This window comes from Halobacterium sp. NMX12-1 (genome assembly GCF_040435975.1).
Taxonomy (GTDB): Archaea; Halobacteriota; Halobacteria; order Halobacteriales; family Halobacteriaceae; genus Halobacterium; species Halobacterium hubeiense.
Window position 1 is genome coordinate 1,702,160 of sequence record NZ_CP159204.1, and the last position, 24,400, is coordinate 1,726,559.

General features: G+C 67.9%; 26 protein-coding genes. 11 read left to right on the top strand and 15 right to left on the bottom strand.

The annotated features are described in order from the left end of the window. Positions 1–3 precede the first annotated feature (3 nt). Complete coding sequence (locus ABSL23_RS10545) at positions 4–645, bottom strand: nitroreductase family protein (protein ID WP_353633706.1); 642 nt, start codon at positions 643–645, stop codon at positions 4–6. Between the two features lie 136 nt (positions 646–781). Between ABSL23_RS10545 and ABSL23_RS10550 the strand changes: the two genes are divergently transcribed. From ABSL23_RS10550 to ABSL23_RS10560, 3 genes are all read left to right on the top strand, one after another. Beyond that, entirely contained in the window at positions 782–1,387 is a 606-nt protein-coding gene (locus ABSL23_RS10550) for a TetR/AcrR family transcriptional regulator (protein ID WP_353633707.1), read from the top strand. Between the two features lie 87 nt (positions 1,388–1,474). Next, positions 1,475–2,158, top strand: a complete 684-nt coding sequence (locus tag ABSL23_RS10555; protein WP_353633708.1) for a haloacid dehalogenase type II — start codon at positions 1,475–1,477, stop codon at positions 2,156–2,158. 71 nt (positions 2,159–2,229) lie between these two features. Then, a complete protein-coding gene (locus tag ABSL23_RS10560; protein WP_353633709.1) occupies positions 2,230–3,099 on the top strand; it encodes a transcription initiation factor IIB family protein in 870 nt (289 codons plus the stop codon). A 4-nt stretch (positions 3,100–3,103) separates the two neighbouring features. Here the strand turns inward: ABSL23_RS10560 and ABSL23_RS10565 are convergent, their stop codons facing one another. Beyond that, positions 3,104–3,877 carry a carbon-nitrogen hydrolase family protein gene (locus ABSL23_RS10565; protein WP_353633710.1) on the bottom strand — a complete coding sequence of 258 codons (774 nt, stop codon included), beginning with the start codon at positions 3,875–3,877 and terminating at the stop codon, positions 3,104–3,106. 95 nt (positions 3,878–3,972) lie between these two features. Between ABSL23_RS10565 and ABSL23_RS10570 the strand changes: the two genes are divergently transcribed. Further along, entirely contained in the window at positions 3,973–5,418 is a 1,446-nt protein-coding gene (locus ABSL23_RS10570) for an aldehyde dehydrogenase family protein (protein WP_059056561.1), read from the top strand. Here the strand turns inward: ABSL23_RS10570 and ABSL23_RS10575 are convergent. Continuing rightward, positions 5,408–6,697 carry an MFS transporter gene (locus tag ABSL23_RS10575; RefSeq protein ID WP_059056562.1) on the bottom strand — a complete coding sequence of 430 codons (1,290 nt, stop codon included), beginning with the start codon at positions 6,695–6,697 and terminating at the stop codon, positions 5,408–5,410. The genes ABSL23_RS10570 and ABSL23_RS10575 overlap by 11 nt on opposite strands. Before the next feature lie 32 nt (positions 6,698–6,729). Next, positions 6,730–7,527 carry a ZIP family metal transporter gene (locus ABSL23_RS10580; RefSeq protein WP_353633711.1) on the bottom strand — a complete coding sequence of 266 codons (798 nt, stop codon included), beginning with the start codon at positions 7,525–7,527 and terminating at the stop codon, positions 6,730–6,732. A gap of 107 nt (positions 7,528–7,634) precedes the next feature. Between ABSL23_RS10580 and ABSL23_RS10585 the strand changes: the two genes are divergently transcribed. From ABSL23_RS10585 to ABSL23_RS10595, 3 genes are all read left to right on the top strand, one after another. Beyond that, a complete protein-coding gene (locus ABSL23_RS10585; RefSeq protein ID WP_353633712.1) occupies positions 7,635–7,937 on the top strand; it encodes a MazG-like family protein in 303 nt (100 codons plus the stop codon). A 64-nt stretch (positions 7,938–8,001) separates the two neighbouring features. Continuing rightward, the gene (locus tag ABSL23_RS10590; RefSeq protein ID WP_353633713.1) at positions 8,002–10,098 is read left to right on the top strand and encodes an acetate--CoA ligase family protein; all 2,097 of its coding nucleotides are present in this window, start codon (positions 8,002–8,004) and stop codon (positions 10,096–10,098) included. Beyond that, entirely contained in the window at positions 10,095–11,156 is a 1,062-nt protein-coding gene (locus ABSL23_RS10595; protein WP_353633714.1) for a phosphotransacetylase family protein, read from the top strand. Before ABSL23_RS10590 ends, ABSL23_RS10595 begins: the two co-directional genes overlap by 4 nt. Here ABSL23_RS10595 and ABSL23_RS10600 read toward each other — a convergent pair. After that, complete coding sequence (locus tag ABSL23_RS10600) at positions 11,148–11,543, bottom strand: chemotaxis protein CheW (protein WP_353633715.1); 396 nt, start codon at positions 11,541–11,543, stop codon at positions 11,148–11,150. The two genes, ABSL23_RS10595 and ABSL23_RS10600, sit on opposite strands and share 9 nt — an antisense overlap. Positions 11,544–11,700: 157 nt before the next feature. On the opposite strand from ABSL23_RS10600, the gene ABSL23_RS10605 reads away from it, so the two are divergent. Both ABSL23_RS10605 and ABSL23_RS10610 read left to right on the top strand, forming a co-directional pair. Continuing rightward, on the top strand, positions 11,701–12,042 hold the full coding sequence (locus tag ABSL23_RS10605; RefSeq protein ID WP_059056568.1) for a helix-turn-helix domain-containing protein: 342 nt from the start codon (positions 11,701–11,703) through the stop codon (positions 12,040–12,042). A gap of 79 nt (positions 12,043–12,121) precedes the next feature. Then, positions 12,122–12,406 (top strand): hypothetical protein, encoded by a 285-nt coding sequence (locus tag ABSL23_RS10610; protein ID WP_059058210.1) that lies wholly within the window; start codon positions 12,122–12,124, stop codon positions 12,404–12,406. A 6-nt stretch (positions 12,407–12,412) separates the two neighbouring features. Here the strand turns inward: ABSL23_RS10610 and ABSL23_RS10615 are convergent, their stop codons facing one another. The 10 genes from ABSL23_RS10615 to ABSL23_RS10660 all read right to left on the bottom strand — a co-directional run bounded on the left by ABSL23_RS10615 (position 12,413) and on the right by ABSL23_RS10660 (position 22,625). Further along, the gene (locus ABSL23_RS10615; protein ID WP_353633716.1) at positions 12,413–13,348 is read right to left on the bottom strand and encodes a MinD/ParA family protein; all 936 of its coding nucleotides are present in this window, start codon (positions 13,346–13,348) and stop codon (positions 12,413–12,415) included. A gap of 44 nt (positions 13,349–13,392) precedes the next feature. Beyond that, positions 13,393–14,814 carry a hypothetical protein gene (locus tag ABSL23_RS10620; protein WP_353633717.1) on the bottom strand — a complete coding sequence of 474 codons (1,422 nt, stop codon included), beginning with the start codon at positions 14,812–14,814 and terminating at the stop codon, positions 13,393–13,395. A gap of 1 nt (position 14,815) precedes the next feature. Further along, positions 14,816–16,705 (bottom strand): type II/IV secretion system ATPase subunit, encoded by a 1,890-nt coding sequence (locus tag ABSL23_RS10625; protein WP_353633718.1) that lies wholly within the window; start codon positions 16,703–16,705, stop codon positions 14,816–14,818. Positions 16,706–16,720: 15 nt separating this feature from the next. Continuing rightward, complete coding sequence (locus tag ABSL23_RS10630) at positions 16,721–17,479, bottom strand: ATPase domain-containing protein (protein ID WP_059056572.1); 759 nt, start codon at positions 17,477–17,479, stop codon at positions 16,721–16,723. Next, complete coding sequence (locus ABSL23_RS10635; protein WP_059056573.1) at positions 17,476–17,934, bottom strand: flagellar protein G; 459 nt, start codon at positions 17,932–17,934, stop codon at positions 17,476–17,478. Before ABSL23_RS10635 ends, ABSL23_RS10630 begins: the two co-directional genes overlap by 4 nt. After that, on the bottom strand, positions 17,935–18,378 hold the full coding sequence (locus ABSL23_RS10640; RefSeq protein ID WP_059056574.1) for a fla cluster protein FlaF: 444 nt from the start codon (positions 18,376–18,378) through the stop codon (positions 17,935–17,937). After that, positions 18,362–19,792, bottom strand: a complete 1,431-nt coding sequence (locus ABSL23_RS10645; RefSeq protein WP_353633719.1) for a FlaD/FlaE family flagellar protein — start codon at positions 19,790–19,792, stop codon at positions 18,362–18,364. Before ABSL23_RS10645 ends, ABSL23_RS10640 begins: the two co-directional genes overlap by 17 nt. Before the next feature lie 161 nt (positions 19,793–19,953). Continuing rightward, positions 19,954–20,424, bottom strand: coding sequence for a FlaD/FlaE family flagellar protein (locus tag ABSL23_RS10650; RefSeq protein WP_059056576.1), 471 nt, complete (start codon positions 20,422–20,424; stop codon positions 19,954–19,956). Then, a complete protein-coding gene (locus ABSL23_RS10655) occupies positions 20,421–22,319 on the bottom strand; it encodes a methyl-accepting chemotaxis protein (RefSeq protein ID WP_353633720.1) in 1,899 nt (632 codons plus the stop codon). The genes ABSL23_RS10650 and ABSL23_RS10655 overlap by 4 nt, the downstream gene beginning before the upstream one ends. A gap of 72 nt (positions 22,320–22,391) precedes the next feature. After that, positions 22,392–22,625: a flagella cluster protein gene (locus ABSL23_RS10660; RefSeq protein ID WP_353633721.1), complete on the bottom strand. Its 234-nt coding sequence runs from the start codon at positions 22,623–22,625 to the stop codon at positions 22,392–22,394. 153 nt (positions 22,626–22,778) lie between these two features. On the opposite strand from ABSL23_RS10660, the gene ABSL23_RS10665 reads away from it, so the two are divergent. Further along, positions 22,779–23,552 carry an archaellin/type IV pilin N-terminal domain-containing protein gene (locus tag ABSL23_RS10665; protein ID WP_353633722.1) on the top strand — a complete coding sequence of 258 codons (774 nt, stop codon included), beginning with the start codon at positions 22,779–22,781 and terminating at the stop codon, positions 23,550–23,552. Positions 23,553–23,561: 9 nt separating this feature from the next. Next, complete coding sequence (locus ABSL23_RS10670; protein WP_353633723.1) at positions 23,562–24,392, top strand: archaellin/type IV pilin N-terminal domain-containing protein; 831 nt, start codon at positions 23,562–23,564, stop codon at positions 24,390–24,392. The last annotated feature ends 8 nt before the right edge of the window (positions 24,393–24,400 follow it).

Sequence of the window (24,400 nt, forward strand, 5' to 3'; positions counted from 1 at the left end):
CCGTTAGAACGTCTCGTAGTGGAGGACTTCCTCGACGTCGCGGCGCGGCAGGCGCTCGGGCTCGTCGCCGCCGCTCGGGCCGACCGCGATGAGGACGACCGGAATCGCGTCCTCGGGGAGGTCCACGAACTCGGCGGCGGCCTCGAAGTCGAAGCCGGTCATCGGCGTCGCGGTGAGGTCGCGGGCGTGCGCGGACAGCAGGATGTTCTCCGCCGCGAGGGAGGCGTTGCGAATCGCGTAGTCGCGACCCGCGCGCTCGGACTCGTAGCCGGCGACGGTCTGCTCTTTCATCGCGTCGCCGGTCTCGGCGTCGACGCGGCCGGCCTCGACCCACTCGTCGAAGACGCGGTCGGCGGTCTTCGGCGTGGTGTGGCCGGCGACGAGAATCGCGGTGCCGGCCTCCGCGATGTGCTCTTGGCCGTTGGCAATCTCGACGAGTTCGTCGAGGCGGTCGTCGTCGCGGACGGCGACGAACTCCCACGGCTGGAGGTTGAACGACGAGGGCGCGAGCGTCGCGTCCTCGACGATGGCTTCCAGCGTCTCCTCGTCGATGTCCTCACTGGCGTCGAAGTTGTGTCCCGAGCGGCGGCTTCGCAGGACCTCGATGGCGGCGTCCGTTCGCGACTGCTGGCTGGCTTCTGACATACAGTTACGGTACGTTACCCCCACGTAGGGGGTTGGCGGTCCCAGCGCGTTCCGCCGATTGGCGTGCGTGAGCGACCGGCACGCCGGCCGCGACCATCGACATCACTATCCCGCTCGGTTGACTATCCGTTCACCGATGGCGGACGCTCACCCGTTCAGCGGCGAGCCGGCGACCACGCGGGAGGCGATAATGCAGGCGACGTTCCACGCGCTCCGCGAGCACGGCTACGCGGGGCTGACGATTCAGCGCATCGGCGACCACTTCGAGAAGAGCAAGTCGCTCTTGTACCACCACTACGACAGCAAGGACGAGCTCCTGCTGGACTTCCTGGAGTTCATGCTCGCGGAGTTCGAGCAGGCCGCGCCCGACGACGACCTGCCGCCCCGAGAGCACCTCGACGCGATTCTCGACCACGCGCTCGCCGCGAAGCTCCCCGACGACCAGCGGGAGTTCACGGAGGCGATGGTGGAGCTGCGCGCGCAGGCGGCTCACGACGACCGCTACCGCGACCACTTCACGCGCAGCGACGAGACGTTCCGCGAGGAGGTCGCGAGCATCGTCCGCGACGGGGTCAACGCGGGCGTGTTCCGCGACGTCGACCCCGACGACGTGGCATCGTTCCTGTTGACGCTCGTCAACGGCGCGATGAACCAGCGAGTGACCGCCGAGGAGACGCAGACGGGGGACGTCCGCGAGGAAGTCGAGGCCTACGTCCAGTCGCGGCTGCTCGCCGACGAGTAGCGCGTTCGCAAGCGGCGCGCAGAACGGCACCCCGAGCGGCGCCGGTCGGCCCGAGAGTTTTCCGCGTCCCGGCTGAAGGTGACGGCGATGAGTTTCGACCCGGAGCGCGTCACGACAGTCACGTTCGACTCGTACAGCACGCTCGTGGACGTGGACGCCGCCGAGCGCGCGCTCGCCGACCGCGTCGCCGACCCCGAACCAGTCTCCCGGCTGTGGCGCTCGCGGTCGCTCGCGTACACGTTCGTCGCCAACCAAGTCGACGCCTACCAGCCGTTCTACGAGATGAACCGCGACGCCCTCCAGTACGCCTTAGACGCGTACGGCGCCGACGTCACCACCGCGGAGCGCGACGAGATTCTCGCGGTCTACCACGAACTCGACGTCTTCGACGACGTGCGTAGCGGCCTCGAAGCGCTGACCGAGGCGGGCTACGACTGCTACGTCGTCTCGAACGGCAACCCCGAGATGCTGGATTCGATGGTCGAACACGCCGCCATCGGCGACCTCATCGAGGACACGGTGAGCGCCGACGAGGTGGAGACGTTCAAGCCCGCCGCCGAACTGTACCGCCACGCCGCCGCCCGGACCGGGACGCCTATCGACGAAATCGTCCACGTCACGGCGGGCTGGTTCGACGTGCTCGGCGCGAGCCACGCGGGGATGCAGGCCGCGTGGGTGGACCGGAAGGACTCGCCGTGGGAGCCGTTCGCGGGCGACCCCGACCTCACGATTTCGGACTTCCACGACCTCGTGGCGGCGCTGTCGGCCTGACCGGCCGGCGCGTGGTATCCGCCTCAACCCCGAGTTATTTGTCCCCACACGACACACTCCGGGACGATTAGATGACGACCGACGAGACGAGCGCCGAGCCGCAGGTGGTCGGCGACGCGCTCGACCGAATCCAGTCCGCCGCGACCGTCCTCGGCGTCCCCGCGGAGACGACCGAGACCGCGGTCGCGGTGTTCCGACGGCACCGCGACCAGCGCGCCGCCCACGCCCACAACGTCGCGACGACCGCCGCGGCGTGCCTCTACGTCGCGTGCAAGGTCGAGCGCGTCCCGCGCACCGTCGACGAGTTCGTGGACGCGACCGAAGCCGATCGCACGCAGCTCCTGCGGCGCGCGAAGGCCGTGACCAGCGAACTCGGCATCGACCTCTCGGGGTTCGCGGACGCCTCCCAGTACGTCGACCGGTACGCCGACGAACTCGCGCTCCCCGAGGGCGTCGCGGACCGCGCCCGCGAAATCGTCGACCACTGCGAGGACGCCGGCATCGCGGGCGGGAAGTCCCCGAGCGGGTGGGCGGCGGCCGCCATCTACAACGCCTGCGTCGAGGCCGACATGGACGTCCGACAGGACACGCTCACGGAGCTGGCGGACGTCACGCACGTCACCATCCGGAACCGCTACAAGGAACAGCGCGAGGTGCTGCGCGAGCGGAACCCGCCGCCCGCGACCGCGGCGGCCGCCATCGACTGGTACCGCGAGTACCTGCCCGCCTCGGAGTACGTCGCTGACACCGCCCGGGAGTTGCTCGCGACGGCGGCCGACTACCACCCGGTGGACGACGAGGCGGCCGCGTGGGCCGCCGCCTCGCTGCGCGTCGCCGGGGAGCGCGCGGGCGCCCCCATCGGCATGAAGGCGCTGAAGACGCCCGCCGGCTGTTCTTCCTCGGACATCCACGAGCGCGCCAGCGACCTCGAATCGCTGTAGCCGGCTACTCGTCGCCGAAAACGCCGACGAACTCGCGTTGCTCCGCCAGTATCTCCGGGTCGAGGTCCGCGACGAGCGCACGCTCGTCGCGGTTGAGTGCGGCGCTGACGGCGCCGTCCGGCCGCACGACCGCGGACTTGCCGGCGTAGTCGACGCCGCGGGCGTCCGGGAGGTCGCGCCGTCCGGTGCGCCCACAGCCCACGACCCAGCGCACGCCGTCGAGAGCGCGGGCGCGCAGGAGGAGCCGCCAGTTCTCGCTGTGCGGACCCGGCCACGCGCCGACGACGAACAGCGCATCGACGCGCTCGCGGGCGAACTCGGCGCTGACGTCCACGAAGTTGAGGTCGTAGCAGGTGACGATGCCGGTCTTCCCGACGGGTGTCTCCACGGAGACCGCTTTGTCGCCGGCCGTGAGCACGTCGGCTTCGCCGCCCCAGAGGTTCCGTTTCCGGTAGAACGTGCGGTCGCCGTCGGGCGTGACGTAGGCGACGGTGTTGTAGTAGTCGTCGCCCGCGTCCTCGACGAAGCCCGCGAGCACGCGCACGTCGTAGTCCGCGGCGGAGGCGGCGAGGCGGTCGAGGGCGTCGCCGTCACGGGCGAGCGCGGCGTCGCGGATTCGCTCGTCGCCGACAAAGCCGGTGAGCGCGTACTCGGGGAACAGCGCGACGTCCACGCGGTCGTCGAGCGCGGCGAGGCGCTCCCCGACGGTGGCGAGGTTGGCGGGCGGGTCGAGGTCCGCGAGGTCGGTCTGACAGGCGGCGACGGTCGGTGTCGGCACGCCGCGGAGTCGGCGCGCAGCGGGCAAAAAGCCGACGGACACCGTTAATACGAATTTGAGTAAAGTCTTTACCCGGGGCGTGCCAACCTCGGTGTATGGAACGAGAGGCCATCCGTCGCCGGGAGCAGCTGTACGTGGGCGGCGAGTGGGTCACAGGGCCGGACACCTTCCCCGTCACCGACCTCGCCGACGGCGGCACGTTCGCCGAAGTCGCGGCGGCCGACGAGGGCGCCGCCGACGACGCGCTCGCCGCCGCCGAGGAAGCGAAGGCGACGCTCCGGGACACCACGATTCCGCAGCGCTGCGAGTGGCTGCAGGCCATCGCGGACGGCCTGCGCGACCGCAAGACCGAACTCGCGGAGGTCATCGTCCGCGAGGCCGGCAAGCCCATCTCCTCGGCGCGCGGCGAGGTCGACTCCGCCGCCGAGCGCTTCGAGCGCGCGAAAGAGGAGATTCGCCACCTCAAGGGCGAGTACCGCGAGGGCACCACGAGCGGCCACGAGGGCTGGGAGGCCATCGTGAAGCACGAGCCGGTCGGCGCGGTGCTGTGTATCACGCCGTACAACTACCCGCTGGCGACGACGGCGCTGCAGGTCGCGCCCGCGCTCGCCGCCGGGAACGCTGTCGTCGTCAAGCCCGCAAGCAAGACGCCGGTCAGCGCCGCCATCCTCGCGGAAATCGTGGACGAGGCCGACCTCCCCGACGGCGCGTTCAACTTCGTCCCCGGGAAGGCCAGCGCCATCGGCGACACGCTCGCCGGCGACGACCGCGTGAACGCCATCGCGATGACCGGCTCGTCGGGCGCCGGCAAGCACGTCGCCTACGAGTCCGGGATGGTGAACCTCCACATGGAACTCGGCGGGAACGCGCCCGCCGTCGTCTTCGAGGACGCTGACCTCGACGAGGCCGCCGCGGCGGCCGCGAAGGGGTCGCTGAAGTACGCCGGCCAGCGGTGTTCGGCCGTCTCGCGCGTGCTCGCTCACGAGTCCGTCCACGACGACCTCGTCGAGCGCATCGACGCCGGGATGGACGACTGGGTGCAGGGCGACCTCTTCGACGAGGACACCGACCTCGGCCCGCTCATCAGCGAGGAACAGGCCGACTGGGTGGAGGAACTGGTCGAGGACGCCGTCGAGCGCGGCGCGACCGTCGTCCGCGGCGGCGACCGCCACGAGCAGGCCGAGGGCGTCCACGTCTTCGAGCCGACGCTGCTCGCGGACGTCCCGCAGGACGCCCGCATCATCGACGAGGAGCAGTTCGGTCCGGTGTGCGCGGTGACGACGTTCGAGGACGACGACGAAGCCCTCGACGTCGCGAACCGCTCGGACCTCGCACTGGACGCGTGCGTGTTCACCAGCGACTACGACCGCGCGATGCGGATGGCCGAGTACATCGACGCGGGCGCGGTCCGCATCAACGGCGCGCCCTCGCACGGCCTCGGCGACATCCCGTTCGGCGGGAACGAGGACTCGGGCATCGGTCGCGAGGGCCTCGATTCGACCATCCACGAGTTCGTCCGCAAGAAGTCGATTATTCTGTAGTCCGGCGGGTCACCGCCGCGACCACCGCTCCCGCGAGCACGAGTCCGCCGGCGACGCCGAACGCGCCGACGTAACTGAGTTCTGTCGCGAGCAGACCGCCGACGACGCTGCCGACCGCAGTGCCGAGACCGCCCAGCGCCGTGTACGCGCCCAGCGCGTCCCCGCGGACCGCGGGCGGCGCGAGCCGCGCGACGATGGTCGTACCGGTGACGGCGACGACCGCCCACGTCAGACCGACCGCGACGAACAGCACGACCAGCCCCGGGAGCGCGAGCGCACCGAGTACGGCCGCGAACGCGACCGCGGGGAAGAGGAGGACGCGCGCGGCGAGCGCGGTTGTCTGGACGGCTTCGGCGCTGCGGACCGCGGCGAGCGCGCCGACGCGCTCGTAGGCGACCGCGGAGGCCGCGCTGGAGACGAGGAACAGCGCGAACACGCTCCCCGAGGAGAGCCCGAGGTCCGTGGCGAGATAGGAGGGGAGCGGGCCGAAGAACACCGCGAACCCCGTGAAGAACAGCGTCGCGGCCGCGAGGTAGCCCGAGAGCCCGGGCGTCAGCCGGGCGGCGAGCGCGCGCGGGTGGAGCCGGCGCAGCGCCCAGAACGACCGCACGCCGGAGAACGGCGCGAGGCGCGCGGCCCGACCCGCGCCGCGCTGGAGGCTCTCGATGGAGACGGTCGCCCGCCCGAAGCGGGCCGTCGAGACGTCCGGCCGGCCGGGGAGCCAGCGCCACGCGAGCGCGGTAGCGAGCGCACACGCGACCGCGGAGGCGTAGAAGAACCACCGCTGGGCGGTGACTGCGGCGACGTACCGGCCGGCGACGGCGGTCCACGCGGCGCCGGCGAGCAGGCCGGCGAGCCAGCCGTAGCCCTGCCACGCGTTCAGCACGCCGATGCGGCGGTCCCACTCCGGGTCGGGGTGGCCGGAGACGACCAGCAGCGCGAGCACGGGCGCGGCCGCGGCGACGGCGAACTGGAGCGCGGCGTTCGCGGCGACGACCGCGGGCAGCGACTCGGCGAGCGGGAGCGCGACGAACGAGACTGCCGAGAGCCCGAGGCTCACGAGGAGGAACGGCCGGTAGCGGCCGGTGCGGGTGGCGAGTCGGCCCCACGCGAGCGCGCCGGGGATGCCGGCGAACGCGGCGGTCGCGGCGACGACGGCGACGACGAACGCGTCCGCGCCGAGCGCGATGGCGTACAGCGGCACGAGCACGGACGACGCGCCGACGGCGGCGTAGCCGACGCTCCACGCGACCAGCCAGCGGTCCCCGATGTCGAACACGCCCGAACCGTCGCGGGGCGGGGACAAATCGCTTACGCGACCAGCAGCGGGAGCATCGCGACGACGCCGACGACCAGCCCGGCGAGCAGTTCGCGGCGGCCGCCGTTCGGGAGGCGGCGGCCGACCTCGCGGGCCTCGGGGAGGAACTCGGTGAGAACGAGGTAGACCATCGCGCCGCCCGCGAACCCGTAGCCGGCGGGCAGGAGGGTGCGCGCGAACTGCACGAACACGAACGCTATCACCGCGCCGATGGGCTGGGGGATGCTCGTGAAGACGGCGACGCCGACGAGCTGCCAGCGGCGCGCGCCGTGCTCGTGGAGCGGAATCGACACCGCCAGCCCCTCCGGGACGTTGTGGATGGAGATGGCGATGGTCATGAACACCGCGAGCAGCGGCACCGAGAACCCCAAGATCGGGTAGCCGCCCTCCAGCCCCATGTCCGCGAAGGAGACGCCGACGGCGACGCCCTCGGGGAACGAGTGGACGGTGAGCACGCCCGCGATGAGCACCAGCTTCTCGAAGTCCGCTTGCGCGATGTCCCGGGGCTCGAACTCGTGGTCGTCGATGAGCCGGCGGGCGGCGACGACCAGCGCGACGCCGACGAGCGCGCCCGCGCCGACCTCCAGCGGCGTGCCGTAGTTGAGGCCCTCGCGGAACAGCCCGAAGCCGGACGCGGAGAGCATGATGCCGGAGGCCAGCCCCCAGAGGCCGACGCGCCAGCGGTCGTCGACGTCGTCCACGAAGAAGAACGGGAGCGCGCCCAGTCCCGTGGCGAGGTCCGTCAGCAGGCCCGCGAAGAAGACGAACGCGAGCGCACCCGTCAGTTCCATGTCCGAGGCTACGAACGTCCGCGGAATAGTCTTTACCGTTCCAGAAAGAAAAATTTGGGAAACCTAAAACCGTCCGAGTGAAGGGGATTCGGTTTCACCCACGGCGCATGGACGAGCAAGCCCGCGTTGCCGCGTTCCTCGACGACAACGACATGCGCGCCCCGCCCGCCAACCGCGTGCTCGACCTCGCCAGCGAGGTCGGCGAACTCGCGAAGAACGTCAACGAGTCCACCGACTACGGCGCCGGCGCGGGCGCCGACGTGGAACGCGACGAACTCGGCGACGCCCTGTTCTGCCTGCTCGCGCTCGCCGACGAACTCGACTACGACGCCGGCGCCGCCCTCGACGAGGCGCTGGCGAAGTACGAGGACCGGCTCGCCGAGTCGGGCTCTGCGGGCTCGGGCGAGTAGGGTTCTCGTCTGGCGGGAGCCGCGGACGCTTTTATCCCCCTGCCAGCCGTCGGTTCACACGAAGATGGAAGACGACGCAAGCGGGCTGTTCGCGCCCGACCGTGTCGCCGTCGTCGGTGCGACCGACAGGGAGGGAGCCGTCGGTCGCGCCATCGTGACGAACCTCGCTGACTTCGACGGGGACGTCGTCGCCGTCAACCCCGGCCGCGAGGAAGTGCTGGGCTACGACTGCTATCCGGACCTCCAGACCGCGCCCGACGCCGACCTCGCGGTCGTCGTCGTCCCGCCGTCGGTGGTGGTCGACGCCGTCCGCGACGCGGGCGAAGCGGGCGTCCGGAACGTCGTGGTCATCACGGCAGGGTTCAGCGAGACCGGCAGCGAGGGCGCCGACCGCGAGCGCGAGCTCGCGGCGGTCGCCGACGACTACGACCTCAACCTCGTCGGGCCGAACAGCCTCGGCGTGCTCTCCACGCCGTCGGGACTGAACGCGACGTTCGGCCCGTCGAACGCGCTCCCCGGCTCGCTGTCGTTCATGAGTCAGTCGGGCGCGTTCATCACGGCCGTGCTGGACTGGGCGAACGACCAGGGAATCGGCTTCAAGGACGTCGTCAGCCTCGGGAACAAGGCCGTCATGGACGAGACGGACTTCCTCCGGCAGTGGCACGACGACCCCGAGACGAACGTCGTGCTCGGCTACCTCGAAGGCATCGAGGACGGCCGCGAGTTCATCGACACCGCCCGCGAGGTCACCGAGGACACGCCCGCGGTCGTCGTGAAGTCCGGCCGCACGGAGGCCGGCGCGCAGGCCGCATCCTCCCACACGGGCACCATCGCGGGCAGCGAGGCCGCCTACGAGGCGGGCTTCGAGCAGGCGGGCGTCGTCCGCGCGGAGAACGTCCAGGAGCTGTTCGACTTCGCGCGCGCCCTCGACGGCCTCCCGCTGCCGGACTCGGAGGAGGTCGCGGTCGTCACGAACGCCGGCGGCCCCGGCGTGATGGCGACGGACGCTGTCGGCGACGCCCGGCTCTCGATGGCGTCGTTCGGCGACGACACCATCGACGCGCTCTCGGAGATGCTGCCCGCGGAGGGGAACGTCTACAACCCCGTGGACGTGCTCGGGGACGCCGGCGTCGAGCGATTCGCCGACGCGCTCGACACCGTCCTCGGCTCCGAGGAGATCGGCTGCGCGGTGGTCGTCGCCGCGCCGACCGCCGTCCTCGACTTCGAGGAGCTCGCGGAGGTGCTCGCGGAGCGGCAGGCCGAACACGGCAAGCCCGTGGTCGCGTGCCTGATGGGCGGCGAGCGCACCGAGCGCGCGGCGGACGCGCTCTCGGCGGCGGGCATCCCGAACTACTTCGACCCGGCGCGGGCGGTGGACAGCCTCGACGCGCTCGCCGTCCAGCGCGCCGTCGAGGCCCGCGAGTACGAGGAGCCCGCCGAGTTCGACGTGGACCGCGAGCGCGCCCGCGAGATTCTGACGGACGCCGCCGATCGGGGCTCCCGCCGGCTCGGCGTCGAGGCGATGGACCTGCTGGACGCCTACGGCATCCCCACGCCGGAGGGCGAAGTCGTGGACGACCCCGCGGACGCAGTCTGGGTCGCCAACGACATCGACGGCGACGTCGTGATGAAAATCGTCAGCCCGGACATCCTCCACAAGTCCGACATCGGCGGCGTGAAGGTCGGCGTCCCCGACGACGAGGTCCGGGACGCCTACGAGGACCTCGTGACGCGCGCGAAGAACTACCAGCCCGACGCCACCATCCTCGGCGTCCAGGTGCAGGAGATGGTGGACACCGACGCGGGCACGGAGACGATTCTCGGCGTGAACCGCGACCCCCAGTTCGGGCCGCTCGTGCTGTTCGGGCTGGGCGGCATCTTCGTCGAAGTGCTTGAGGACACGAGCGTCCGCGTCGCGCCCGTCTCCGGGCGCGAGGCCGACGAGATGATAGACGACCTCGACTCCGCGCCGCTGCTTCGCGGCGCGCGCGGCCGCGAGCCGGCCGACGAGGAAGCGATTACGGACGCCGTCCAGCGGCTCAGCCAGCTGGTCACGGACTTCCCCGCGATACTGGAGTTGGACGTGAACCCGCTGTTGGCGACCGCCGACGGCGTGCAGGCACTGGACGTGCGGCTCACCATCGACCCCGAACAGCTATGAACACGCTACTGGTCACATCGACGGAAGCAGGCACCGGCAAGACCGCGGTCGCGCTCGCACTGGCGCGGCTGGCGACCGAACGCGGCGCGGACGTCGGCTACATGAAGCCCAAGGGCACCCGGCTGGAGAGCAACGTCGGGAAGACGCTGGACGCCGACCCGATGCTCGCCCGGGAGCTGCTCGGGCTCGACGCCGAGATGCACGAACTCGAACCGGTCGTCTACTCGCCGACGTTCGTCGAGGGCGCGATTCGCGGCCGCGAGGACCCCGCGGAACTCCGGTCGCGCGTGCAGGAGGCCTTCGACGGGCTCGCCGAGGACAAGGACCTGATGGTCGTAGAGGGCGCCGACGACCTCGCGACCGGCGGCATCGTCGACCTCACGGACCCCGAGGTCGCGGAGCTACTGGACGCAGAGGTCGTCGTGCTCTCGAAGTACGGCGAACCCAGTGACGTCGACGACGTCCTCGCGGCCGCCGACAACCTCGGCGACCGGTGTACGGGCGTCGTCTTCAACGCCGTACAGGACGCCGTCTACGACGACGTGGAGACCGACGTCGCGCCGTTCCTCGACGGCCGCGACGTGCCCGTGCTCGGCGTGCTCCCGCAAGACGCCGACCTCGCCGGCGTCACGGTTGCGGACCTCGCGACGGAACTCGGCGCGGACGTGCTCACCGAGAACGGCGCGGGGACCGGCGAGCGCGTCGAGCGGTTCCTCGTCGGCGCGATGAGTGGCGAGGCCGCGCTGAGTCACTTCCGGCGCACGAAAGACGCCGCGGTCATCACGGGCGGCGACCGCGCGGACGTCCAGACCGCCGCCCTCGACGCGCCCGGCGTGACGTGTCTCGTGCTCACCGGCGGCCACCGGCCCTCGGGCGCGGTACTCGGGAAAGCAGCCGAGAACGACGTCCCCGTCCTCTCGGTGCAGTCGGACACGCTGACGACCGTCGAGCGCGCCGAAGAACTAGTGCGGGGCGGGCGCGTCCGCGACGAGCGCACCGTCGACCGGATGCAGGAACTGCTCTACGACCACGCGGACGTCGACGCGCTCCTAGACTAGGGCGTCCGGGTCCACCCAGACGACGAAGCGGTCGTCGCGGCGGACGACGCCACGGGTCGTCTCGGAGGCAGCGGAGTCGTCGATTTCGTCGGAATCGACTGACTCGACCTCGTGGACGTCGTCGACCAGCAGCCCCGTGCTCTCGTGCTCGGAGAGGACGACAATGCGGCTGCCGTCCGGCGACCCCTTGATTCCAAGCCGGACGCGCGGGTCCACGACGGTCGTCGTCTCCCCGCGGAGGTCGACGACGCCGACCACGTTCGCGTCGGCGTTCGGAATCGGCGTGACGTCCTCGGTGGCGTCCACGATTTCGTCGACGTGCGCGATGTCGATGCAGTAGCGGTCCTCGCCGAGCGAGAACTCCAGCACGTCCGTCTCCGATGTCATAGCGGCGAATCTGGGGCCGACCGAATTAAGCGTTGGGTCTACGTCGCGATACCTATCAGATGGTTGTCTTCTCCGGCGTCCGTCCGGCGGATTCGGCCGCTGGACTGACGCGCCGACGACGACACTCTTTTTTCCCTCCGAACTCATCATCAGTTCGATGGACCCGGTGGACGTGTTGCGGGTACTCGGCAACAAGTACAACGCCGAGATTCTCGAAGCCACCCACTCCCCGAAGTCGGCCCAAGAGCTCAGCGAGGAGCTCGACATCCCGATTGCGACGAGCTACCGGCGCATCGAGGAGCTCAACGAACACGACCTCCTCAAGCTCGAGGGCAAAGAGCTCTCCGACGAGGGGCGCCGCACCAAGGTCTACCGCCGGCAAGTCGACGAGATATCCGTGAAGTTCGGCGTCGACGAGACCGAAATCGAGACCAAGGAGCGCACCGAAGCGAAGAACGCGCTCGTGGACGTGTGGAGCGACCTCCGCTCCGAGCAGTGACGGTGTGATTCTCCGAGATAATAATCGCGGGGACATCTTTATACGGAGTCTGGGGGACGTGCGTACGAGCCACGCGACCATGCGCCCCATCGAAGCAATCTACCTCGTCTTCAGCGCGACCCTCGCCGCCGCCGGCCTCAGCATGGTGGCGTTCGCGGTTCGCGCGTACCTCGACACCGGCCGACACTCCATGATGCACCTCTCGGCCGGCTTCGCGCTGGTCGTCACCGCCGCCATCGGCACGACCGTCGTGGCGTTCGTCACCGACTTCGAGCACACCCGGACGCTGCTGACGGCGAACTACGTGCTCACGACCGGGGGGTACCTCTTCGTCATGTACAGCATCGTCACGCCCCAGCAGTGACGGCGGCTACGAGAACTTCGACTTCACGCGGTCGTACAGTTTCACGCGGCGCTTCGACGTCTCCTCGTCGGCATCCAGCCCGGCTTCCTCGATGAGGTCTTCGAGCGGAATCTCGTAGACCGGCCCGTCGTCGTCGGGCTCGGCGGCCTCCTCGGTCTTGCCCGTATCGGGGTCCACCCACTCGAAGCCCGACGACTCCGGCTCCGTCGATTCCATGCCGACGCTGTCCGCGAGCTTCGCGGCGAGGCGGTCGTACGCGCGCGCCGCCGGGCTCTCCGGCTTCAACGAGACGACCGGCGTGCCCTTCCGCACCGCGAGCTTCACTGCGTCGTCGTGGGGGACGCTGGCGGTCACCGCGTCGGTCGTCCCGAGCGCCGCCGCGATGCCCTCGACGTCGTCGAAGCCGCCGTCGCCTGTGCGCGTGAACACCGCGCCGACGACCGGCTTGTCGAGTTTCCCGACGAGCTTGCCGGTCTTCGTCGCGTCCGTCAGCGAGTTCAGCTCCGCGGTCGTCACGAGCAACACGCCGTCCGCGACGCTCATCGCCATCGCGATGTCGTAACTCAGCCCCGCGCCCGCGTCCAGCAACACGACGTCGTTGTCCTCGCGGAGGTACTCGACGACCCGGTGGAGGGACTTGGCGTCCGCTCGCGCGAACTGGTCTAAGTCCGTCGAACCGGGGATGAGCGTGAGGCCGTTCGTCTCGTAGGTGGCGTCGGCGGGCGACGCCTCACCGCCGAGCACGTCGTGCAGCGTCACGTCCGGGTCGACGCCGAGCAGGCCGGCGAGATTCGCCATCCCGAGGTCGACGTCCACGACGGCCACGTCGAAGCCGTCGTCGGCGAGCGCCACGCCGAGGTTCGCCGTGGTCGTCGACTTCCCGACGCCACCCTTCCCGCTGGCGACGGCGAACACGTACCCGTCGCCTCCGGCCTCGTTCATCGTGGGAGAGATAGCGGACTACGATACATAAGTGTGGCTCCCCGCTACACCGACAGCAGCGACTCGACGAGCCGAAGCGTCATCGAGCCGATGATTGAGGAGATCCACGTCAACACCACGAAGTGGATGTACGCGTTCACCTTGTGGCCGCCGTCGACGACGCGAATCATCAGCGACGACAACACCGCGTTCACCAGAACGGTCACGACCAGCAGGTACTCGATGAGCTGGATGTCGTACATCGCCGTGTTGATGAGGTCGTCGACCGGCACCGCGGAGTTCGAGAAGTCGAGTCCCAGCCCGGAGATGACGTCGACGATGCCGAGCCCGATGAAGAACGCGAACGTCGCCGCCGCCGTGATGCCGTACAGCACGCCGACCATCGTCGACGCCGCCTGATTGCGGCGCTGGCGGAGCTGCTGGACCTCGCCCATGTTCCCGGAGATGAGGTCACCGAGGTGTTTGGGGTCGCCCCCCATCTGGCGGCCGATGAGGTACATCTCGCTGAACTTCTGAATCAGGTACGAGTGGGCGTCGGCGGTGAAGTACCGCCACGCCTTCTCCGCGTTCAGCCGGAGGTTCAGCCGCTTGTAGAGGTCGTCGATGAGCTCGGTGAGCGCGCCGAAGTTCTTGTTCCGCAGCGTCTCCAGCACGCGCGTGGTCGTCGTCTGCCGGGCCGTCTCGCTGGCGCCCAGCGCGCGGATGAAGTTCGTGAACGCGTCGTCGCGGTCCTTCACGCGCTTCTCCTCGGCGCGCGCGACCAGCCCCGGAATGATGAGCGGGGTCGTCGGCACCGCCGCGTACATCGGGAGCGGTACGCTGTGGGGGTCGATGCGCGTCCACCCGAGGAACACCGCCAGCGTCGCGCCGACCAACAGCACCGACAGCCCGACGCCGAACCCGGTCGCGATGCGGAGCCGCCACTCCGCCCACGTCGTCCGGTTCTCCGGGAAGTACCACAGCGGGTCGCTGGGGACGGCGTTCGCGCGCATCCGGCAGGCGTCGTCGAGGCTCTGGTTCCACGCGTCGATGAGCTGGACGATGCGCCGGGACTCCTCCGCGAGCGGCCCGTACTCGTACTCGTCGCCCATCCGCCGGAACACCTCCACGCGGTCGATGTTCGTCGTCGACAGGATGGTCATGTGCGTGACGAACAGGTGGAAGCGGTTCTCCATGCGCGTGCGGCGCTGGTCGCGCTTGATTTTCGGGTACAGCACCGCCGTCACGAGCCCGAGCGCGCCGAGCATCGGAATCGGGACGGCGACGAACATCGGCAGGTCCACGACGAAGATGGCCGCGATGGACGCCAGCAGGAACACCACCGACGGCACGATGACGACCAGCGCGTACGTGTACGCCGGCATCGACATCTGCCGGTAGGACTCGACCACGGAGTCGACGAGGTCGCCGAACTCGATGTCTTCGAGCGTGCCAGTCGGCTCGGCTTCGACGTCCTCCGCGGCCATACTAGAACCCGCGCGTGATGGTGAACGGTAGGCCCTCGATGCCGTCCCGCTGGAACGACTCGATGGTCTCGTTGAACTCGTGGTACCCCGTCAGGTCCTCCTGGATGATGCGCTCGATGATGTCCGCGCGGAAGTCCAGTTCGTCGTAGATTTCGCGGGTGTCGGCGTACCCCAGGAGGGTCGCAATCTGCTCTTCGAGGACGTAGGAGTTGTTCCGGCCCTGGAAGACGATCTCGTCCTCGACGGGGTCCCAGTAGAACGCCTGCCGGGTGACGACGCCGCCCATCTCCTTGGAGTACCCCTCGATCTCCTGCACGGAGGTGACGCGGCGCAGGACGTCGTCGCCCTGCTTGACGCGGTTCTGGAACAGCGCCACGTCGGCGTTGTCCATGAACGTCTCCGGGACGTTGATGGGTTCGCCCGTGAAGCGCTGAATCATCGAGACGATGTCGCTGGCGTGGAACGTCAGCATCACGGGGTGGCCGGTCTGGGCGGCCTGGAACGCCATCCGACCCTCCTCGCCACGCACCTCACCGACGATGATGTAGTCGGGGCGGGAACGCAGCGCGGCCGCGACGAGGTCGAACATGTCCACGTCCGCGGAGTTCTCGCCCTGCCCCTCGCGGGTGAGCAGCTGCTGCCACGTGTCGTGGGGCGGCAGCACCTCGGCGGTGTCCTCTGCGGTGTAAATCTTGGAGTCCCGAGGGATGAACGACATGATGGCGTTCAGCGTCGTGGTCTTCCCGGACGCCGTCTCCCCGACCACGAAGACGGTCTGCTCGTTCTCCAAGCACAGCCAGAGGTACGCTGCAAGCTCCGGGGACAGCGTCCCCCAGTTCGTAATCTGGCCGACGGACAGCGGCACCTCGTCGCCCTGACGGATGGTCAGCGACGGCCCCTTCAGGGAGACGTCGTCGCTGTAGATGATGTTCACACGGGAGCCGTCCGGGAGCGTCGAGTCCACGATGGGGTCGGAGTCGGACACCGGGTCACCGATGCGCTCGCCCATGTTCCGCAGCCAGCCGTCGAACTCGTCGGGCGTCCCGAAGTCCACGGTCGTCTCCAGCATCCCGAACGTGCCGTGGTCGACGTAACAGTGGCTCGGGCCGATGACGTGGATGTCCTCGTTGTACGGGTCGCGCATCACCGGCTCCAGCGGCCCGAACCCGACGATGTCGCGGTTCAGCTGGTAGCGGATGTTCTCGTAGGTGGACTGCGTGACCGGAATCCGGCCGAACCCGAACGCCTCCTCGAGGGCGTCACGGACCAGCGGCGCCGCCGCGCGGAACTGCCGGGCGGCCTGCTTGGGCGCGGTCGCGACGCGGCGCGCGCCCGCTTTCACCTGCTTGCCGGAGAGGTCGCCGGAGTCCATCGACATCTGGCCGCGCTCGTCGCTGACCATCCGGTCGGCGACCGACGACGCGTCGAAGTTCCGCACCAGCGTCCCGAGGTTCTGCGGGAGCGTGCGCATCCGCTGGAAGACGCCGCCCTCGTCGTCGTCGTTGATGCGGACCGTCTCCTCTAAGAGCTCCTCGATACGGTCGTCGTACTCGGCTTCCTGCTCGGGCGCCGGCTTGTTCACGGACTTCTCCAGGATGCGCTCGCGCACCTGGTCGAAGACCGCCGCCTCCGGACCGGAGAGCTCCGGCTCGATGGTGTAGTACTTCGTGTCCTTCCCGAGGTCGCCGTAGACGTGGCAGTAAATCGGGCCGCCGACGGGGTAGAGGACGTTCGGCTTGTCCGCCTCCCACTCGTCTTCGGGCTCGTCGATGAACTCCGGGAACTCCCCCGTGAACTGCTTGAACCGCTGGAGGTACTCGCGCAGATGGGTGTTCCGACTCGCGGTCTCCCGCAGCTCGTGCCCGATCTGACGGCTCCCGTGGTCTGCCATGGTGGTGTGCTCGTGCTACGCTACGCTCCGACTCTCGATGACTATACCGGTTCCGGACCGCACGGAGTACCCGATGGTGTCACCGACCTGCTCGCCCATCCCGGCGAAGCGCCGCACCGCGATCGAACGGCGGACGTCATTGCCAACCTCCGCCATCTGTAGTTCGAAGTACACGTCCGCGATGGAGCGGAACGGACCGATCGCTTCCTCGTCTACAGTACTGGGGTCCACGGTCAAAACGATGACCTTTCCTTTCGAGACCAAGTCCCTGAAGAAGGAAATGATTTCCAGCGCGGCCTGACGCTCGTCGTTCTGACGGACCAGCGCCTCGAACTTCGGGTCGTTTCGGAGGATGGCGTCGAACGTGTCGATGATGACGACGTCGGCCTCCCACATCTTCTCGGCCTCCATCAGCCGCTTGAGCAGCTGCATCCGGTTGCTCTCGTCTGTGTCCCCCCGCAGCGTGCTGCCGCCGGAGTCGACGTCGGCCTGGAAGAACAGGAGGTTCTCGTTGAGGAGGTGCTCCTCGACGTCGTAGCTCAGCGAGTGCATCTGGTCGATGAACCCGCGTACGGTGAGTTCCGTCGACACCAGCGTCACGGCGTGATCCTCCTCGCAGAGCCCGTACGTGAGGCGCTGGCTCAGCGCGGACTTCCCCGCGCCGTAGTCGCCCTCCACGAGGACAATGCTGCCGCCCGGGATGCCGCCCCCGAGCTCGTTATTCAGTCGGTCGTGTTCGTCTAGTCCGAGCGAGTAGAGGTTTCGCGTGCTCATGATGTTCTGAACTCCAGCAGTTCCTCGTCGCCGTTGACCGTCACGACGATACGGTGGTCGTCCGCGGAGAGATCGCGTTCCAGCGTCACCCGTGCGACATCGCCCGTCTGCCACTGCCCGCCACCGATGACCGTGACGTTCACGTTCGACGGCGAGACGTACCGGCCGTTCACGAGGATGTCGAACGTCCCCGGCCTCGCTGGCAGCGTCTTTGACCCCGTATTCTTCACGAGTAACGTGATGGTGTCGTCGCTGCTGTCGTAGATGGACGACGGCGACCCCGGGTCGCTGATGAGTTCGACGTCCGTCCGAATCTGTTCGCTGACGTCTACGCTCCGGTCACCGAGCGCGCCGCTCAGTCGCTGGACGCCGTTGGTCATCGTTCCCGCGACCGACGCCGCCACGAGGATGCTCGCGATGAAGATGATGAGCGTCGACGAGGAGACGCTCGCCATTCAGGCCACCTCCGCTGTCACCGTGACGCCGCCCGCCGTCACGACCTTCACGCGGGACCCGTTCGTACCCGCGTCGACCGTGATGTTGTACGTCTCCCCGGGCAGCCACAGCGTCGTGTTCGTCTGTCCCTCCACGTCCCAGTCAATGTAGCTGTCCCGCGACTGGAACTCGCCGTCGACGAGGAGGTCGGTCTCCCCGATGGACAGCGACGTAGACCCTTCGTTGGTCACGTTCACGGTCACGTGCTCGCTGCCGGTGGCGTTGTACGTTGCGTTCGTGACGTTCACGGCGGTGTTGCGCTGTTCGAGCATCCGGTCGTCGTAACTGCCGTCGGCGTCCTGGACGCGCTCGTAGCCGTTGTACGCCGCCGAGTAGAGGATGCCGACGCTGACGAACGCGGCAATGAACAGGATTGCCGCGGACCCACTAACGCTGAATCCCATTCCTGTGGAGGTCGTCGAAGCGGTCGACGATGGCGCGCTCGATGTTCTCGCTCGCCAGCTCGTCGATGTAGTCGAGACTCTGTAAGTGGTCGTCCATCGTGAGGTCCGTCGTCCCGAACTCCTCGCGGTAGAGGTAGTCCGAATCAGTGAGCCCCTCGAGGTAGTCGAAGAGGTGTTCCCGGACCGGCTCGCCGATCCAGCCGATGCGCTCGTAGTAGTTCAGCGTGCGCACCGTGTTCTTCGGCCCGAACTCCGAGAGCAGGTAGTCGAGCCACTCCAGCGCGACGACGTCCGCGAGGTAGCCCGTCGGCGGCTCCGAGAGATGCGGCTCGTCGCCGTTCGACGCGAACCCGAGGCCGGGTGCGGCCGGCGCCGCGCCGGCGGCTTCGTCGACGCCCGACTCCTCGGGCTCATCCTCGAACTCGAAGCCGTCCTCCGACTCGTCGTCCGTCGCGTCTGCTGGCTCGTCCGCGGGTTCGTCGTCGGCTTCGAGGTCGGAGTCGTCGAACCCGAGTTCCGAGTCCTCGGTCTCGACGGTCGCGGTCTCGTCTGCGTCCGCCTCCACGTCCGCCGGCGGCTCCTCGCCCTCCTCGGCCCAGTCGGCGTCGCCGGACTCGTACTCCTCTTTCAGCTCGGCGAAGGAAGTGCCGTCGCCGCCGACCTCTTCGTCGCCGTCGTCCTCGCCGAACTCGTCCATCCCGTCGTCTTCCTCCTTGAACTCCCCGAACTCGTCCATCTCGTCGTCGCCCTCGTCGTCGAACTCCTCGTCGAACCCGCCGACGTCGTCGTCGAGGTCCTCCATCTCGTCGTCCATTCCCTCATCCATCTCCTCGCCCTCCTCGAAGGCGTCGTCCTCGAAGAAGTCGTCGGCGTCGGCGTCCGTGATGTCCGCGTCGAGGTCGTCGTCTGCGGCGTCGTCGCCGCCGCCCTCGTCGTCGTCGAACAGGCCGAAGCTCTCGCCACCCCCACCGCCCATCGCGTCGGCGTTGACGTCGTCGACGAACGGGTTGACCCCGCGAGTCACCATCTCGTAGATCTCCAGGAGCTTGCGGACGTTCTCCTCGACGTCCTCGACGCTCTCGCTGATCTGTTCGTTCTCGCTGCGGACGGTGTTGGCCTTCGACGCGACGTTCGACACTTCGGTTTCGAGCTCCTCGATGCGGTGTTCGAGCTCGTTGACGGACGCGTCCTGGGCGCCCGCACCACCGCCCCCGCCGCCATCCATGTCGTCGAACGAACCGAACTCGTCATCGAAGTCGTCGTCGAACTCCTCGTCATCGCCGCCGAACTCGTCGCCGCCGCCGGAGTCCCCCGACCCCTCCTCGTCGTCGTCGAGCCAACTGGCCATCCCGACGGCCAGTGCCCCGAGCTGGACGAAGACGAGCGCAGCCGGGGTGAGGTGGATAAACTTCATTCGGAGTGATACAGGTGCTCCGGACGTAATTAATGTTCTCCCCCAGTTCTCAAAACGAACAATTGGTATCGCGGCGCCTGAGTCAGGCTACGACGGGGCGAGCGGAGTCGAGAGCGCGCGAGCGGACTGTACGAACGCTGAAAGGAGAGCCTACTGACCGACTACTCCATCGAGGAGAGCCGCGCGATGAACACGAGACTGAGCACGTGGTCGGTCATCTCGAAGTCCGAGTGCGCCTCCTCGTCGGCCGGCCCCGCGAACCCGCGGACGTGGTCGCGCAGCTCCTCCGCGGCGTTCTCACCGACCCACCCGATGGACTCGTAGTAGTCGATGGCGTCAAGCGAGCGCTTCACGCCGCCGCGCTCCAGCAGGAACTCCAGCCACTCGAACAGCGTGATTTCGGCGGCGTACTTCCCGGGCATCGTCTCCAGGTACGGCCGCTGGAGATTCTCCTCGCTCGCGCTCGAGTGCATGAACAGCAGCTGCTTGAGCTGGCTCGACCGGATCGCCTCGTCGGCGGTCTGCTCGTGCTCGGTGAGCCGCTCTTTGAGCTCGCGGATGTTCTGGCCGTCGCTCTGTCGGGCCGCACTGCGCAACTCCTCGGGGTCGTACTCTCGTGGGTTCAGGGTCATCGTTGGGTCTCCTCGGTGAGCTGCTCGTCGCTCGACGTCAACTGGTCGACGGTGTCGTCGAGGTCGCGCACGGCCTCGGACTGCTCGTCGGTCGCCTCGACGATGCGTTGGGACGCGTCCGCAGCCTGTTCGGCCTGGCTTTGGACTTCCTCGATGGTAACAATGACGTCCTCGACGGTGTTAGCTTGTTCGTCGTTCGCGCGCGCGACCTCCGTAATTCCCGTGGCCGCCTCGTCGACCGCGTCCGCAATCTCTTCGAGCGCGGTCAGCGCGTCGTCGATTTCGTCGCCCGCGCGGTAAATCTGCTCGTGGGACTCCTCGACGGCTAGCACCGTCTCGTTGGCCTGCTGCTGGACGTCGTCGATGCTGCCCGCGATACGCTCGGTGTGCTCGCGAGTCTCGTTGGCAAGCTGCTTGACCTCGTCGGCGACGACCTCGAACCCGCTGCCGGCCTCGCCGGCGCGCGCGGCCTCGATGTTCGCGTTCAACGCCAGCAGGTTCGTCTGGTCGGCGACCTCCGCGATGACGTCGACGACGTCCTCGATCTCATCCATCTTCTCCTCGAGCTCGGAGACGCTGTCCACGAGGTCGTCGCTGATTTCGATGACCTCGTCGGTCGCCTGACTCGCGCCCTCGCTGGCGTCCAGCCCGTTCTCCGCGGCAGTCTGGGCCTGCTCGGCGGCCGCCGCCACCTGGTCGGAGCTGGCCGCGACCTCCTGCATGCTCGCGGAGAAGTTCTGCATCTCGCTGGCGGCGTCCGACAGCATCTCGTTTTGCTCGTCGACCGTCTCCGCGATCTCGTTGGCGTCCTCGGTCGCGCGTCGAATCGACGTCGCCAGCTCCTGCGTCCGCCCGTCGACCTGTCCGACGAGGCGTTCGAACTCGTCGGCCATCCCGTTCAGGTCGTCGACGACGCCGAGCAGGCGCTCGTCGATGACGCCGTCGCGCTCGAAGGACGCGCGCTGCTCCAGGTGGCCCGCTGACAGCGCGTCGATGGTCGAACTGAGTTCCGCAACGAGGTCCTCGACGGCTTCCGTGCGACGGACGTCCTCGGTGCGGTCTTCGACTGTCTCGACGACGGCAACCAGTTCACCGTCGTCGAATATCGGCGTCGCTGTGAACCGGATTTCGCGCTCCTTGCCGTCCGCGGTCACCATCGTACTGGAGTCCACGTAGCCGCCGTCGGTGGCGTCGGCGGGGTCGACGCCGAACTCGCGGTCCGCGGTCTCGGGCGCTTCGATGACCTTGTCGGCGAGCGTCTGCACGCGACGCCCGTCAGGGTAGAACCCCTCGCTGGCGTTGCTCATGCCGATGGCCTCCTCGGCGGGACACTGCGTGAGCTCCGCGAGCGCGTCGTTCCACGCGACGACCTCCCCCTCGGCGTCCAGCATGAACACCGGCACGCCGACGCCGTCAAGCAGCTCGTCGTCCTCGACGTTCAGTTCGTCTCCGCTCTCGCCGCCGAACGCCTCGACGCCCGCCGCGGCGTCCTCCACGACGGCGTCCAGTCCCATCCGCAACTCGGCTTCCGCGCGATCGAGGGACTGCTCGTCGAGTCCCTCATCGCGGAGCCGGTCGAACACCGAACGCACGACGCCGTCGACGGCGGCCTCGTGTGCGGCGACGAACTCCGCGGCGTCGACGCCCGCCGCCTCGTAGGCGGGGACGTACGTCGCGGCCTCCGGGCCGGTCTCGTCGAGCAGCCCCCCGAGGTGGTCGTGGGCTTCGTCGGGGAGCCCCGGGTCGAGGCGAGCCCCCTCGACCTCGTAGCCGTCCCGCACCGCCGCCGCGTGCCTGTCCTGATCGCCGAAGGAGAACTGGCCAGTGTCGGTGCCGCCGTCCGTCGCCGGCTGCTCCGACCCCCGGCCGAGTAGTTTTCGAAGCGTACCCAGCATTCGTGGCCCAAGACGGGCCAAGTAGCTATAAAAGGTTTCCCCCACGGTTACCAATTCGTATAATCGCGCCCGCTACGCGTGCGTGAAAACAATTGTGCGTTCTGGCTCCCGAACGATGCAGACGTCGACGGACGGACCGGGCGACAGCTGGCACGTCCGCCGAGTGGTCTCCAAGGCCTCCGTGAACGCGTCCCCGCAGACCGGACACGCCACGTCACCCCGGTTCTCAAAGATGCGTTCGTCGCCGGCGTCCCGCAACAGTTTCAGGCGGTGCCTGACCGCCTCGAAGTCGAGCCCATCGCTCATGTGTGCGAACACGACTTCCGGGCGTTTAGCTGTTAGCGGACTGCTACTGCGTTTTTCACGGCTGATAACCGGGGGCGTACCTTTTAGTATAGGTCCGGATTCGTTGAGGGTGAGCCCCAGCAGTCCCGCTCGGGAACGGGGCAGACAACAACAATGTTCGAATTCATCAACGACGAGGAAGCCCGCGGTCAGGTGGGGATCGGGACGCTCATCGTGTTCATCGCGATGGTCCTAGTCGCCGCGATCGCTGCCGGCGTCCTCATCAACACCGCTGGTGTCCTCCAGACCCAAGCCGAGGACACCGGCCAAGACAGTACCGATCAGGTCGCGAACAATATCAACGTCATCGGCGCAGTCGGCGAAGTAAACGACGCCGATGCCGATAACGTCGACGTTACCGAGACGAGTATCTACGAGATCCGCACGACGGTCCAGAAGTCGCCGGGTGCCGGTGACATTGACCTCTCGGGACTGAGCATCCAGTACGTCGGCCCGAATGGATTCGGGAACCTCGTCCACATTAGCGAGAAGAACGACACTGCTGAAAACGGAAACGTCTCCAACGTCTACTTCGTGCAGGCTATCACCGCTGAAACCGAAGAAGACACGGTGATGACCTCCGAGAGCGACCGCTACGAGATTGTCATCCCGACCGGAACCTACTGGAACAACAGCACTGACAGTGGCGTGAGCGAGATTCAGACTAGTTACAAGGGTGAAAAGGTCACCACAGCAACATATGGGGCCGGCGCGGACATCGAGGAGAACCTCTCTAACATGGACGTCGACAACACGGACCTCGATCTCCTCCAAGAGAGTGACCGCGTCGAGCTGACCGTCACGACTGACTCGGGTTCGCAGCGCTACGTGAACCTCCGCGTCCCGTCCTCGCTCGTCGGTGACGAGGGTGGCACGGTCACGCTGTAATCCAGAATAATGTTTGAATTCATCAACGACGAGGAAGCCCGCGGTCAGGTGGGGATCGGGACGCTCATCGTGTTCATCGCGATGGTCCTAGTCGCCGCAATCGCCGCCGGCGTCCTCATCAACACCGCAGGTGTCCTCCAAACGCAGGCCGAGGATACCGGCCAAGACAGTACCGACCAGGTCGCAAACAACGTCAACATCATCGGCGCAGTCGGTGATGTTGCGAACGCGAGTGCAACTGATACTGCGATCGTCAACGCTAGCAACAATATCTCCGACTTCAACACAGAACTTAGTGACTCGGAGGTCCACACGCTCCGCTTGACCGTCCAGAAGTCGCCCGGCGCCGGTGACATCGATCTTTCCGGCCTGAGCATCCAGTACGTCGGCGGGGATTCCTTCGCGAACCTGATCCACCACACTCAAGCGAAAGCGCCCGCGATTAACGCATCCAATAGCTTAACTGATGGTCCGTGGGTGAAGGGCGAAGGCACGTCTGCGTACTTCGTGCAAGCGATTACGGCTGACACAGAGACGGACACTGTGATGACCAGCGAGAGCGACCGCTACGAAATCGTCATTCCGCTCCAGCAGGCCTACAACTCGAGTGCTGTCACCGATACTGGTACCACTGAAGCGGGCCAGCATATCGGCAGCGTCGAACCGATTAATAACTCGGACTCGAATTACCAGGGCTACGACAACAGTGACCTTGGCCTCCTCGAGGAGAGCGCAAACGTCGAACTAACGATTACGACGGAATCCGGTTCGCAGCGGTACGCGAACCTCCAGGTTCCGGACTCCCTCATCGGTGAGGGTGGCAGCTCGGTGCAACTCTAATCCAGAAT

Coding starts and splice junctions, on each gene's coding strand:
- ABSL23_RS10645 (WP_353633719.1), bottom strand. CDS start 19,792: ATGAAGTTTATCCACCTCACCCCGGCTGCGCTCGTCTTCGTCCAGCTC.
- ABSL23_RS10640 (WP_059056574.1), bottom strand. CDS start 18,378: ATGGGATTCAGCGTTAGTGGGTCCGCGGCAATCCTGTTCATTGCCGCG.
- ABSL23_RS10635 (WP_059056573.1), bottom strand. CDS start 17,934: ATGGCGAGCGTCTCCTCGTCGACGCTCATCATCTTCATCGCGAGCATC.
- ABSL23_RS10670 (WP_353633723.1), top strand. CDS start 23,562: ATGTTTGAATTCATCAACGACGAGGAAGCCCGCGGTCAGGTGGGGATC.
- ABSL23_RS10545 (WP_353633706.1), bottom strand. CDS start 645: ATGTCAGAAGCCAGCCAGCAGTCGCGAACGGACGCCGCCATCGAGGTC.
- ABSL23_RS10570 (WP_059056561.1), top strand. CDS start 3,973: ATGGAACGAGAGGCCATCCGTCGCCGGGAGCAGCTGTACGTGGGCGGC.
- ABSL23_RS10550 (WP_353633707.1), top strand. CDS start 782: ATGGCGGACGCTCACCCGTTCAGCGGCGAGCCGGCGACCACGCGGGAG.
- ABSL23_RS10630 (WP_059056572.1), bottom strand. CDS start 17,479: ATGAGCACGCGAAACCTCTACTCGCTCGGACTAGACGAACACGACCGA.
- ABSL23_RS10615 (WP_353633716.1), bottom strand. CDS start 13,348: ATGAACGAGGCCGGAGGCGACGGGTACGTGTTCGCCGTCGCCAGCGGG.
- ABSL23_RS10665 (WP_353633722.1), top strand. CDS start 22,779: ATGTTCGAATTCATCAACGACGAGGAAGCCCGCGGTCAGGTGGGGATC.
- ABSL23_RS10555 (WP_353633708.1), top strand. CDS start 1,475: ATGAGTTTCGACCCGGAGCGCGTCACGACAGTCACGTTCGACTCGTAC.
- ABSL23_RS10605 (WP_059056568.1), top strand. CDS start 11,701: ATGGACCCGGTGGACGTGTTGCGGGTACTCGGCAACAAGTACAACGCC.
- ABSL23_RS10580 (WP_353633711.1), bottom strand. CDS start 7,527: ATGGAACTGACGGGTGCGCTCGCGTTCGTCTTCTTCGCGGGCCTGCTG.
- ABSL23_RS10600 (WP_353633715.1), bottom strand. CDS start 11,543: ATGACATCGGAGACGGACGTGCTGGAGTTCTCGCTCGGCGAGGACCGC.
- ABSL23_RS10620 (WP_353633717.1), bottom strand. CDS start 14,814: ATGGCCGCGGAGGACGTCGAAGCCGAGCCGACTGGCACGCTCGAAGAC.
- ABSL23_RS10650 (WP_059056576.1), bottom strand. CDS start 20,424: ATGACCCTGAACCCACGAGAGTACGACCCCGAGGAGTTGCGCAGTGCG.
- ABSL23_RS10660 (WP_353633721.1), bottom strand. CDS start 22,625: ATGAGCGATGGGCTCGACTTCGAGGCGGTCAGGCACCGCCTGAAACTG.
- ABSL23_RS10610 (WP_059058210.1), top strand. CDS start 12,122: ATGCGCCCCATCGAAGCAATCTACCTCGTCTTCAGCGCGACCCTCGCC.
- ABSL23_RS10625 (WP_353633718.1), bottom strand. CDS start 16,705: ATGGCAGACCACGGGAGCCGTCAGATCGGGCACGAGCTGCGGGAGACC.
- ABSL23_RS10590 (WP_353633713.1), top strand. CDS start 8,002: ATGGAAGACGACGCAAGCGGGCTGTTCGCGCCCGACCGTGTCGCCGTC.
- ABSL23_RS10655 (WP_353633720.1), bottom strand. CDS start 22,319: ATGCTGGGTACGCTTCGAAAACTACTCGGCCGGGGGTCGGAGCAGCCG.
- ABSL23_RS10595 (WP_353633714.1), top strand. CDS start 10,095: ATGAACACGCTACTGGTCACATCGACGGAAGCAGGCACCGGCAAGACC.
- ABSL23_RS10585 (WP_353633712.1), top strand. CDS start 7,635: ATGGACGAGCAAGCCCGCGTTGCCGCGTTCCTCGACGACAACGACATG.
- ABSL23_RS10560 (WP_353633709.1), top strand. CDS start 2,230: ATGACGACCGACGAGACGAGCGCCGAGCCGCAGGTGGTCGGCGACGCG.